This window comes from Clostridium sp. K13, from assembly GCF_019734195.1.
Taxonomy (GTDB): Bacteria; Bacillota; Clostridia; order Clostridiales; family Clostridiaceae; genus Clostridium.
In genome coordinates this window covers 24,682-35,952 of record NZ_JAASHM010000034.1, presented here as the reverse complement: position 1 = coordinate 35,952, position 11,271 = coordinate 24,682, and the positions used below count along the sequence as shown (strand labels likewise).

The following is an 11,271-nucleotide window of genomic DNA, read 5'->3' as shown; positions in this document are numbered from 1 at the left end:
TTTATGGAGTCAATTATATAAATTCAAAGTGAAAATTTCACCGCTTCCCGGAAAAGTAATATTCCATTTTTCGTTCTTACTGTAGTTCGCAGTTTATTTCTATAGTGAATTTAAGTCTTCAAGAATTGTGTTTACGTGCTCTTTAACTTTAACTTTTCTATATTCTTTAACAAGAATACCTTCTTCATTAATTATAAAAGTACTTCTTTCTATCCCCATAACTTTTTTACCATACATGTTTTTCTCTTTAATAACATTAAATAAGTTACAAACTTCTTCATTTTCATCACTTAAAAGTATGAATGGAAGATTAAATTTTTCAATAAATTTCGCATGAGATTTTAAAGAATCTCTACTTATACCGATAACAATTGCATTTTTATCAGTAAAGTTAGTAGTATTATCTCTAAAGTCACAAGCTTCAGTTGAGCAACCAGGAGTATTATCTCTTGGATAAAAATAAAGTATTACCTTTTTACCTTTATATTGACTTAATTTATGTTCCTTATCATCAGAACCCATTAGTGAAAAATCAGGAACTAAAGAATTAATTTCTACCATATTGACCTCCTAAATTTTAATAATAATTATTATTATATAATAATAGAAAAATATAATCAATAAAATAATTGTAACTATATACATTGGTAAAAATCTGATATAATTATATACATCATATACAAAAAAGGAGAATTTTATATGGAAAACAAAATTTTAGCTACTATTTCAGGTGTTGAAATAACAGAAAATGATTTAAATGCAATAATAATGAGATATCCTGCAGATAAAAGAGGAATGTTCAACTCTGAAATGGGTAAAAAGCAATTATTAGAGCAAATGATTTCATTTGATTTAATGTACAAATTAGGAACTGAAATGAAAATAAATGAAACAGAAGAGTATAAGGCAAACTTAGCTCAAGTTGAAAAAGATTTACTTACACAAGTAACAATTAATAAAGTATTATCAGAAGTAACTGTTACTGATGAAGATGCTAAGAAATATTATGATGAACATAAAAATGAATTTGAACAACCAGCAACAGTATCTGCAAAGCATATATTAGTTGATAATGAAGAATTATGTTCTGATGTTAAGAATAAAGTAGAAAATGGAGAGTTATCTTTTGAGGAAGCTGCTAAACAATATTCTACTTGCCCATCTAAAGAACAAGGTGGAAGTCTTGGAGTATTTGGTAGAGGAATGATGGTTCCAGAATTTGAAGAAGCTGCTTTTGCATTAGATTTAGAAAAAGTAAGTGAACCAGTTCAAACTCAATTTGGATATCACTTAATTAAAGTTGATGCTAAAAATGAACCAAAGACTTTAGAATTTGAAGGTGTTAAAAATCAAATTATACAAAAGTTAATTCAAGAAAATCAAGAAAAGAAATATTTAGATTTAATAAAAGAACTTGAAGCTAAATATGATGTTAAGAGATTTTAATTTAATAGAAATATTAAATTAGTAATAGAAAATCACATGTTAATGCAAATGCTTATACATGTGATTTTTTTTATTGATATTAAGTTTAAATAGTTAAGGATTAAAGTAATTCTTCATAGCTATATATGTATTTGTCACATTCTTTTTTTAGAATATCAATTTGATGTTTAGCATGTTCATCATATACACCAGTAACTTTCATACCAGCTAATTTTACGCCCTCAACAGCAGCAATTATATCTTCATATACCATACATTCAGAAGGAGATACTCCTAGCTTTTTAGCCGCTAATAGATATATATCAGGATTGCTTTTACTTTTTTTTACTTCATCTGTAACTGTAATAGCATCAAATAAATCAAAAGCATTGTTATTTTTTAATGTTGCAGTTAATAAAGGCATAGAATTACTAGTAGCTAGTCCTATTTTTATTCCTGAATTTTTTAGTTTTTGTAAATATTCAAGAGCACCCTTTTTTAGTTTCACGTTATTTTTATAATGATCATATGCCATAGAGTTCCAAGTAGACATTATATCATGTATTGAATCTTCAATAGAAAATCTATTTTTAAAATATTCAGCAGTTTGAGAAAAGCTTAAATGCGTAATTTCATCAGTTAAATTATCTGGAACAGCATGTCCTTTTTTAGATAAATAATCTATATCTATTTGATGCCATACCCACATAGAATCAACAAGTGTACCATCTAAATCAAATATAGCAGCTTTTATATTATTCAAATAATCATCTCCTAACTTTAGAAAAATATATAACAAAAAAAGAGATAGATCAAAACCTATCTCTTTGGTCGGGGTGACAGGGATCGAACCTGCGACCTCATGGTCCCAAACCACGCGCGCTCCCATCTGCGCCACACCCCGAAGTACATTTAATATTATATTTGTAATTTGCAATTATGTCAACACTTTTATTAAAATATATTTATAAAATTTATTTGGATGATAAGTTATAGTAATAATTATTGTGTTATAATTTTATATTGTAAATATTTTTGTGAGGTGAGAATATGAATATTACAGTTATAGTAATGTTTCTAGGGAGCTTAGGATTCATTCTATTAGGGTCATTTTTATTGAACAACAAGTATATAAAGAGTATAGATACTACAGATAAAGAAGCCTATAATGAAGTTAAAGCAATGAAGGTTAGTGGATATACTAATTTAGGAATAGGGGGAATAGGGTTAATATGCTCTATTATATCTTTTATTTCTGGAACAGTTAGTAAAACAGTTGTTATTATATTTGTTTTATGTATAGCTTTATTATCTGCCACTCAATACATATTAAACAAAAAAATTAGAAAATAAACGATAAATATTATTTATTAATACTTGCTATAAATTAGCAAGTATATATTTTTTATATGGTTAAAAAAGGGCATTAATTTTCCAGGAAATAAAATAACAGTATACATTTACATTGAGTAAATTAGCAGTTTTTAAAATTTACCATTGTCCAAAGTTTCCATAAGTGGTATAATGGTAAGGAAAACAAAGGAGAGGGGGAAGGTCAGAGACCTACGGACAAAATGAAGAAAAGAATAATATCAGCTGTATTGGCTGCAACTTTAGTTATTACTTCAGCAATGCCTGCCTTTGCAACACCAAATCAAGAAGTAATAGAAAATCAGAAAAAGTATGATGAATTAACGCAAAAGATAGAGGATATAAATACTCAAATATATGCTTTAAATGGGGAAATAGAACCTTTAGTACAAACAATTGAATCTAACAATACTCAAATGGAACAAATAAAGGTTGAAGTAGAAAACACAGAAAAAGAAATTGAAACTGCGAAAGAAGAAATTTCTAAGACTGAAGAGGTTTTAGGAAAAAGAATCAGAGAGTTATATAAATCAGGTGGACAAAGTAGCTACATAATGTTATTATTTAGCGCTGATAGTTTTAATGATTTAATTAGCAAGATTGAATCAACTAGCAGATTAGTAAACATAGATAAAAAGATGGTTAAAGAATTAGAGGACAAGCAAGATTCTCTAAATGAAAAAATTACATCTTTAGATGAAAAAGATAAAGAACTTACTAAGATAAATGAAGAAACTCAAAAATCTTTAAGTGAATTTGAGGCTAAGAAAGATGAACAAGAAAAATTAGTTGCACAAGTAAAAGCTGAACAAGCTGAATTTGAAAGAGAATTCTTAGCTGTTTCAGAAAGACAATTAGTTACACCACAATTTGCAGTTATAGAGAACTCAGCAAGCTCAATGGCAGATTTAAATAGTGCAATTAGCCAATTAAGAAATATTAGAGATAACCAAATTAAGAGTGGAATAGTTAAAGAAGAAATTAATGCTAAAATAGAAGCAGCACAAAGTAAAGTATCACAACTTCAAGCTGCGATAGATGCTCAAAACTCTGCTAGCAAACCAAATAGAGGAGATTCAACAGTATCTGCAACAGGTAATGCGATAGTTGATTATGCATATCAATTCTTAGGATGTGATTATGTATATGGAGCAACTGGTCCAAGCACTTTTGACTGTTCTGGATTTACTCAATATGTATTTAGGAATGCAGCAGGCGTAAGCTTACCAAGAACAACATATGATCAAATAAATGTTGGAACACCTGTTTCTTACAATGATCTTCAACCAGGGGATTTAGTATTCCCACATACTGGACATGTTGGTATATATGTAGGTAATGGACAAATGATACATGCACCAAGTACTGGTGATGTAGTTAAGGTTTCAAGCGTATATAAATTCTATACAGCAAGAAGAGTAGTATAATTTGTATTTATAGGCTAGGATTTTATTAATCCTAGTCTTTTTTGTATATAATATGTATAATAAAAGTACTTAGTTTACAATTGAAATAAATTGATTCGCAATTTAGTTAAGGAGTGTTTTATGAACGTTAAGATAAACATTGATGAGGGAATAGATGATTTACAGCTAAAGGGATTAAAGTTAATTCAAAAGCAACAAGGGTTTAGATTTGGGGTAGACGCAGTTCTATTATCAGACTTTGCAAATATAAAAAATAAACATAGAGTTGTTGATTTATGTACAGGTACAGGTATTATTCCTTTTTTAGCTTATGGAAAATACAATCCTAAAGAAGTTATAGGGTTGGAAATACAAGATGATATGGTTGAAATGGCTAATAGAAGTTCTGAACTTAATGATATAACTGATATAGTGAAATTTGTTCATGGTGATTTAAAAGATAAGAAACTAATAGACTCTTTAGGAAAATTTGATGTAGTAACAGTTAATCCGCCATATAAATTAAATAATGCAGGAATAGTTAACCCAAATGATAAATTAGCAATAGCTAGACATGAAGTAATGTGTACATTAGAGGATGTAATTATAGCATCTAGGAGATTACTTAAAGATAATGGAAGAATGTTTATAGTACATAGACCAGAAAGATTAGCTGATATTTTTGGATTGATGAGAAAATACAAAATAGAGCCGAAGAGAGTTAGAATGGTTCAGCCTAATACTAAAAAGGCACCTAATATAGTTTTAGTAGAAGGTCAAAGAGATGGTGGGGCATTTTTAAAATGGGAAGAAACATTATATGTATATGATGATAATGGAAATTATAGTGAAGAAATAGATCGTATTTATGGAAGGAAGTAATTATATGGAATATGGAAAGGTATATTTAGTACCTACACCAATAGGTAATTTAAAAGATATAACATTAAGAGCATTAGAAGTGCTAGAAAGTGTAGATGAAATTGCAGCTGAAGATACAAGACAAAGCTTGAAGTTATTAAATCATTTTAATATAAAGAAGCCACTTTTTAGTTATCACCAACATAATGAACAAGGAAAAAGTGATGAAATAATATCTAAGTTAGAATCAGGCAAAAATATAGCAATAGTTACAGATGCAGGTACACCAGGAATATCAGATCCAGGTAGTGTAGTAGTAAGAAAATGTATAGAAAATAATATTTCATTTGAAGTGTTACCAGGGGCTACAGCTATAACAACAGCATTAGTTTATTCAGGGTTAGATACTACAAAATTTATATTTAGAGGATTTATTCCAAGAGAAACTAAAGAGAGAAAGATATTAGCTGAGGAAATAAAAGATAAAAAAGAAACATTAATTTTTTATGAATCACCACATAGACTTATAGATACTTTAGATTACTTAAAGCAAACATTAGGAGATAGAAATATAGCTGTTTGTAGAGAGTTAACAAAATTACATGAAGATATATATAGAGGAACTATTGGAGAAGCATATAATTGGTTTTTAGAAAATAAGCCAAGAGGTGAATTTGTATTAGTTATTTCTGGCAAAAGTGAAAGTGAATTTAGAGCAGAAAAAGAGCAAGAGCTTAGTGGAATAACAGTTGAACAACATTTAATTAACTTAATTAATGAAGGAATAGATAAAAAGGAAGCTATTAAAATAGTTGCAAAAGAAAGAGAAATGCCTAAAAAGGAAGTTTATAAAATAGCAATTGATTTATAAATTAATAGAGAGACTACTATATTAGTAGCCTCTCTTATTTATCTAATAAAAGTATGTATAGTAATAAATTAATTACTTACCAACTTTTAATTCTTCCATACAGTTTTTGCAGATGTTTTTACCTTTGTAATTAACAACATCTCTAGCATCACCACAGAAGATACAAGCTGGTTCATATTTCTTTAATATGATTTGTTCACCATCTACATATATTTCTAAAGCATCTTTTTCAGCAATATCTAAAGTTCTTCTTAATTCTATTGGAATAACAATTCTTCCTAATTCATCTACTCTTCTAACAACTCCAGTTGATTTCATTTTAAATTCCTCCTTAAACAAGTTTCGACATTTAGCAGATTAATGTTACCAGATATGTAATTAAAAGTCAATAATAAACTTTAAAAAAAAGTTTTAATTACAAAATTCTCGCTAAATTAATTCATAAATAAACTATACTACCATAATTTTGAAAAGTCAATAACATTTTATAAAATAAATGACAAAATAAACATAATAAAAGACAGTTTGTACTCTAATATTGTAGAATTACAGTGGACAAGTTTAAAAAAATTAAATATATCACAATAAAAAAAGAAAAAAAAGTAAAAAATATTAAGGGTATAAGAATACTTTTAATAAAAGCTGTTAAAAATTAATATTATACTAACAAAAAAAATAACATATAAGATAGACGAAAGTAACTTGTAATAAGTTTATAATTACTATATAATATATATATGATGAATATAGAAGGAAAATGAGGTGAAATAATATGGTTAATAAGATTGATAACAATTATATAAAAGAGTTAGCAGAAGAAATATCTAATACATCGATGATACCTTATGAAGAGTTACCAAAATATGATCTTTTTTTATCTCAAGTCATAGATTTTTTAAATGATAAGTTCGTTGAAGATAAATATACTAATAATATAGTTCAAAACTATATAAAAAGTGAAGTTATTAGTAAACCAGAAGACGGTAAAAAAAGAGGGTATACTAAGATACATTTAGTGCAACTTGTATTATTAAGTTATATGAGACCTATACTTACAACAGAAGAAATTAAGAAGGTTTTCAGTTTAGCTTTTAATGAAATAAATGATAGATCAGATGATATTATAGATTGGGAAACAGCATATAAACTATTCTTCGAAACACAAGGAGAAAGTTTTGATAAACAGTTAGATGCTACAGCAATAAATGATGAAAAATTAGAAGATATTATTAAAGAATTACAATTAGATGAAAAAGATGAAAATAGTATTAGAACATTTGTTATAGTTTTATCTTTAATTGCTCAAGCTAGTGCTATTAAAAAATTAGTTCAGAAAATAGTAAAAGAATATCATTCTTAAATTGAATTATAAATCTTATATTTAGTTGAAGTTATACACAGTAAAATTACTTTATGTAAGAATAATGAATTTCTAATATTAAGCTACCGATTAACTTGGTAGCTTTTTTGTTATAATAAAATAGTAAGATAAGAGAGGTCATATTATGAATGAAAAATTACTATTTAAGGAATCAGTTAGAGGAATAGTTGAATATGTATTAAAAAGTGGTAGCTTAGATGATAGATTTGTATCTAGAGGCCGTGCTGTTGATGGGACAATTGCTCATGGAAAACTTCAAAAAGATAATGCTCTAGTATATGAAGATTATGAAAAAGAAGTAAAGCTTCAGTATGAATTTAAAAGAGAAAATATAATTTTATTAGTAGAAGGAAGAGCTGATGGAATTATAAAAGAAAAAGACAATATAATTATAGAAGAGATAAAGTCAACTTATATGGATTTAAGTTATTTATATGAAGATTATAATTTATTACATTGGGCTCAAGGGAAATTTTATGGATATATTTATTGTATTAATAATCATATAAAAAATATAACTATAAGATTAAGTTATTTTAACTTAAACACAGATGAAGTGAGATCCTTTGACCATGTATATACTATAGAAGAATTAGAGGTATTTGTATATGAATTAGTAAATAAGTATTTAGAAACATTATCTTTAAAAGAGGAGTTTAAAGATAAGAGAGATAAAAGTATAAAGGAACTAAAATTCCCTTTTAAGACTTATAGAAAGGGACAAAGGGAGTTAGCAGTAAGTTGCTATAGTAACATACGGAAAAAAGGTATATTATTTGCACAGGCACCTACAGGAATAGGGAAAACTATATCTACTATTTTTCCAGCAATAAAGGGGATAGGAGAAGGTAGGGGTGAGAAAATAATATACTTAACTGCGAAAACAATAACTAGAACTGTAGCAGAAGAAGCGTATATTAAGTTATTTAAAAAAGATTTAAAGTTTAGGGTAGTTACTATTACTGCTAAGGAAAAAATATGCCTTAATGATGAAGTAAAATGTAATCCAGATGATTGTATTTATGCAAAAGATTATTTTTCAAAAATAAATGATGTAATAAATGATTTAATAAAAAGTAATAATAAATTTTTTAGAAATGAAATAATTAAATATGCTAAAAAATACAAGGTATGCCCTTTTGAACTTTCTTTAGACTTAAGCAATTGGTGTGATGGAGTAATTTGTGATTATAACTATGCATTTGACCCAAGAGTAAGGTTGAAAAGAATATTTGAAGATAGAAATGAAGATAATATACTATTGATAGATGAGGCCCATAATTTAGTTAATAGAGCTAGAGAAATGTATAGTTGTACTTTAGAAAAAAGCAAAGTTATGGTTGTTAATAAAGTTATAAAGGGAAAAGTACCAAATTTATATAAAATTTCTAATTCTATAAATAAAGAAATGATACATATAAGAAGAGAGCTAGAAGAAATTAATAAGAGTTTTAAATACCATAATGAGCAGTATAAGGATTTAATAAAGTTGTTAAGGGCCTTTATTAATGAGGCAGATAGTTATTTAGTTAAAAGTAAAGGGACAGATGGATATGAAGAGGTATTGGACTTTTATTATGAGGCAAGAAATTTTATTGCTGCAAGCGAGTTGTATGATAAAGAATATACAACTATTTTAAAAAGTAATAAAAATGAATTTACTATAAAGATATTTTGTATTAATCCAGCAAAAAACTTAAGACAGGTTCTTAAAAGTGCATATTCAAGTATAATATTTTCTGCTACATTATCTCCAGTAAAATATTATGTAGATTTAATAGGGGGAGATGAAGAAAGTTTTAAATTGAGATTTGATTCACCCTTTAATAAAGAAAATTTATCAACATATTTATATCCTTTAGATATGAGATATGTTAATAGAGAAAAAAATACTGATATATTATGTAATGTTATAAATAATTTTATAAATGAAAAAAAGGGAAATTATATGGTATTTATGCCTTCTTTTGAATACTTAAACAAAGTATATGCAAGATATATAGAAATGTATGGGGAAGAGGGAACTATAGTACAAGAAGAAAATTTGACTGAAATAAAAAAAGAAAAATTTTTAGATAACTTTAATGAAGGTAATAATATTACTGGATTTACAGTTGTAGGAGGAATGTTTTCAGAAGGAGTAGATTTACCAGGTGATAAATTAATAGGAGCTATAATTGTTGGTGTTGGATTTCCTATGGTTTCTATTGAAAACAATATAATATCAGAATATTTTGAAGCAAATGGCTTTGATTATTCTTATACTTATCCAGGAATAAATAAGGTTCTTCAGTCAGTAGGAAGGGTAATAAGGACAGAATATGATACCGGAAGAATATTATTAATAGATAGACGATATTCAAGTACTAAATACAAGTTAATTTTGCCTAAGGAATGGGAAATAAAGGATTATAAATTTAAATGTAAAAAATAGAAATTAACTGTATAATATGGTATAGATTATATTTTTTAAATATTGGAAAGGAAATATGGTGATATTATGTCTAAAAAAGAGACTAACAGAAAAAAAGGTTTCTTTGAATTTATAATTTATTTCGTAGTAAAAATAAAAGATGATGATATATTTGCCTTGGCTGCACAATTAGCCTATTATTTAATATTATCATTTTTCCCATTTTTAATTTTCTTGTTAACATTAGTAGGATTCAGCAATTTAGATTCTATGGAGGTATTAGGTGCATTAAGAGCAGTTTTACCAACTAGTGCATTTGAACTTATTTATAACGTAATTATAGAAATTATAGAAAAGCAAAATACGGGATTATTAGGAGCATCATTATTATTGGTTATTTGGTCAGCATCATCTGCTTTCAGGGCTGTAATTAAAGGGATAAATAAAGCTTATGGACTAAAAGAAAACAGATCATTTATAAGAAGAGCTCTAATAGCAATTTTATGCACATTTTCATTGGCCTTTGTAATAATGTTGACCTTAGTGATGCTAGTATTTGGACGCTTAATAGGAGATTTATTAGCTTCATATTTACCTTTCCCAGAGGTTGTATATAAAGTGTGGAATTTTCTTAGATATGCAATGGGCATATTTATGATGATATTTATTTTTGCTGGGATATATAGATATACTCCTTCAAAGAGACTCAAGTGGAAGGAAGTTGTTCCAGGCGCTGTTGTTTGTACATTAGGGTGGTTAGTTGTATCTTTAGGATTTTCATTTTATATAAATAATTTTAGCAATTATTCAAAGATATATGGTGGATTAGGAGCTGTTATTATATTAATAACTTGGTTATATCTTACTTCAATAATTCTTATTGCAGGTGGTGAGATTAATTCAGTTATAGTTATTAGGAAAACAAACTTATTAAATTAATCATTTATACATTTATTAGATTTTCCATGAATAGAAAAATTTTAAGTGGTTATACTCAAAGGTGAAATATTCAGGAGGTGTAATTAAATGAATAAAATAGTATTATTAGGAAAACTTATAAAGGACCCTGAACTAAAAACTATAGATAATGGTGAAAAAGTTTTTACTAGGTTCATAATAGCTGTTGATAGAAATTTCAAATCAGCTGATGGAACTAGGAAAGCAGATTTAATTCCAGTAACTATATGGGGAAGAAAGGCAGAAGTTGTTTGTAAGTATATGACTAAGGGAAGCTATATTAGTCTAAGTGGAAGATTAAAAACAGGAAGTTATGAAGATAAACAAGGAAATAAGAAATATATAGCTGAAGTTGTTGCTGAAGACTTTAAATTTGTTGGAAATAGAAGAGACTTTAGGGAAAATAACGAAGTTAGTGGCGAAGAATAGGGTATTAAATAGAGATTGTTATAAAACAATCTCTATTTTTTTGTATTTAGAATACCACAGGTTCTACCTGTGGTTCCGGAGAGCTTCTAGCGGTGAGTAGAAATAAAAAAACCTCCGTTGTAAAATTATAGTAGGTTTGCCGACCACAACTATAATA

At 27.2% G+C, this 11,271-nt stretch carries 12 protein-coding genes and 1 tRNA gene; 9 read left to right on the top strand and 4 right to left on the bottom strand.

All coding sequences use genetic code 11. The annotated features are described in order from the left end of the window. Positions 1 to 99: 99 nt before the first annotated feature. Positions 100 to 561: a thioredoxin-dependent thiol peroxidase gene (bcp, locus tag HCG76_RS15215; RefSeq protein ID WP_221701688.1), complete on the bottom strand. Its 462-nt coding sequence runs from the start codon at positions 559 to 561 to the stop codon at positions 100 to 102. A gap of 138 nt (positions 562 to 699) precedes the next feature. On the opposite strand from bcp, the gene HCG76_RS15210 reads away from it, so the two are divergent. Further along, entirely contained in the window at positions 700 to 1,446 is a 747-nt protein-coding gene (locus HCG76_RS15210; RefSeq protein WP_221701689.1) for a peptidylprolyl isomerase, read from the top strand. A 100-nt stretch (positions 1,447 to 1,546) separates the two neighbouring features. Here HCG76_RS15210 and HCG76_RS15205 read toward each other — a convergent pair whose 3' ends face one another. Together HCG76_RS15205 and HCG76_RS15200 are read right to left on the bottom strand one after the other, a co-directional pair. Continuing rightward, entirely contained in the window at positions 1,547 to 2,188 is a 642-nt protein-coding gene (locus tag HCG76_RS15205) for an HAD family hydrolase (protein ID WP_221701690.1), read from the bottom strand. A gap of 65 nt (positions 2,189 to 2,253) precedes the next feature. Then, positions 2,254 to 2,329 (bottom strand) — tRNA-Pro (locus tag HCG76_RS15200). A gap of 146 nt (positions 2,330 to 2,475) precedes the next feature. Between HCG76_RS15200 and HCG76_RS15195 the strand changes: the two genes are divergently transcribed. The 4 genes from HCG76_RS15195 (at position 2,476) to rsmI (ending at position 5,934) form a co-directional block, all read left to right on the top strand. Further along, the gene (locus HCG76_RS15195) at positions 2,476 to 2,778 is read left to right on the top strand and encodes a hypothetical protein (RefSeq protein ID WP_221701691.1); all 303 of its coding nucleotides are present in this window, start codon (positions 2,476 to 2,478) and stop codon (positions 2,776 to 2,778) included. A gap of 221 nt (positions 2,779 to 2,999) precedes the next feature. Beyond that, positions 3,000 to 4,223 (top strand): C40 family peptidase, encoded by a 1,224-nt coding sequence (locus HCG76_RS15190; protein WP_221701692.1) that lies wholly within the window; start codon positions 3,000 to 3,002, stop codon positions 4,221 to 4,223. A gap of 120 nt (positions 4,224 to 4,343) precedes the next feature. Further along, positions 4,344 to 5,084 carry a tRNA1(Val) (adenine(37)-N6)-methyltransferase gene (locus tag HCG76_RS15185; RefSeq protein ID WP_221701693.1) on the top strand — a complete coding sequence of 247 codons (741 nt, stop codon included), beginning with the start codon at positions 4,344 to 4,346 and terminating at the stop codon, positions 5,082 to 5,084. A 4-nt stretch (positions 5,085 to 5,088) separates the two neighbouring features. After that, entirely contained in the window at positions 5,089 to 5,934 is an 846-nt protein-coding gene (gene rsmI / locus HCG76_RS15180; RefSeq protein ID WP_195988262.1) for a 16S rRNA (cytidine(1402)-2'-O)-methyltransferase, read from the top strand. A 72-nt stretch (positions 5,935 to 6,006) separates the two neighbouring features. On the opposite strand, the gene HCG76_RS15175 is transcribed toward rsmI, so the two are convergent. Further along, positions 6,007 to 6,252, bottom strand: coding sequence for an AbrB/MazE/SpoVT family DNA-binding domain-containing protein (locus HCG76_RS15175; protein ID WP_133015918.1), 246 nt, complete (start codon positions 6,250 to 6,252; stop codon positions 6,007 to 6,009). A gap of 454 nt (positions 6,253 to 6,706) precedes the next feature. On the opposite strand from HCG76_RS15175, the gene HCG76_RS15170 reads away from it, so the two are divergent. The 4 genes from HCG76_RS15170 to HCG76_RS15155 all read left to right on the top strand — a co-directional run bounded on the left by HCG76_RS15170 (position 6,707) and on the right by HCG76_RS15155 (position 11,114). Further along, positions 6,707 to 7,294 carry a DUF1836 domain-containing protein gene (locus HCG76_RS15170; RefSeq protein ID WP_221701694.1) on the top strand — a complete coding sequence of 196 codons (588 nt, stop codon included), beginning with the start codon at positions 6,707 to 6,709 and terminating at the stop codon, positions 7,292 to 7,294. A gap of 145 nt (positions 7,295 to 7,439) precedes the next feature. Further along, a complete protein-coding gene (locus HCG76_RS15165) occupies positions 7,440 to 9,749 on the top strand; it encodes an ATP-dependent DNA helicase (protein ID WP_221701695.1) in 2,310 nt (769 codons plus the stop codon). Positions 9,750 to 9,815: 66 nt separating this feature from the next. Next, complete coding sequence (locus tag HCG76_RS15160; protein WP_221701696.1) at positions 9,816 to 10,667, top strand: YihY/virulence factor BrkB family protein; 852 nt, start codon at positions 9,816 to 9,818, stop codon at positions 10,665 to 10,667. An 87-nt stretch (positions 10,668 to 10,754) separates the two neighbouring features. Beyond that, on the top strand, positions 10,755 to 11,114 hold the full coding sequence (locus HCG76_RS15155; protein WP_195988266.1) for a single-stranded DNA-binding protein: 360 nt from the start codon (positions 10,755 to 10,757) through the stop codon (positions 11,112 to 11,114). Positions 11,115 to 11,271: the final 157 nt, after the last annotated feature.

Coding starts and splice junctions, on each gene's coding strand:
- bcp (WP_221701688.1), bottom strand. CDS start 561: ATGGTAGAAATTAATTCTTTAGTTCCTGATTTTTCACTAATGGGTTCT.
- HCG76_RS15195 (WP_221701691.1), top strand. CDS start 2,476: ATGAATATTACAGTTATAGTAATGTTTCTAGGGAGCTTAGGATTCATT.
- HCG76_RS15185 (WP_221701693.1), top strand. CDS start 4,344: ATGAACGTTAAGATAAACATTGATGAGGGAATAGATGATTTACAGCTA.
- HCG76_RS15165 (WP_221701695.1), top strand. CDS start 7,440: ATGAATGAAAAATTACTATTTAAGGAATCAGTTAGAGGAATAGTTGAA.
- HCG76_RS15210 (WP_221701689.1), top strand. CDS start 700: ATGGAAAACAAAATTTTAGCTACTATTTCAGGTGTTGAAATAACAGAA.
- rsmI (WP_195988262.1), top strand. CDS start 5,089: ATGGAATATGGAAAGGTATATTTAGTACCTACACCAATAGGTAATTTA.
- HCG76_RS15155 (WP_195988266.1), top strand. CDS start 10,755: ATGAATAAAATAGTATTATTAGGAAAACTTATAAAGGACCCTGAACTA.
- HCG76_RS15190 (WP_221701692.1), top strand. CDS start 3,000: ATGAAGAAAAGAATAATATCAGCTGTATTGGCTGCAACTTTAGTTATT.
- HCG76_RS15170 (WP_221701694.1), top strand. CDS start 6,707: ATGGTTAATAAGATTGATAACAATTATATAAAAGAGTTAGCAGAAGAA.
- HCG76_RS15175 (WP_133015918.1), bottom strand. CDS start 6,252: ATGAAATCAACTGGAGTTGTTAGAAGAGTAGATGAATTAGGAAGAATT.
- HCG76_RS15160 (WP_221701696.1), top strand. CDS start 9,816: ATGTCTAAAAAAGAGACTAACAGAAAAAAAGGTTTCTTTGAATTTATA.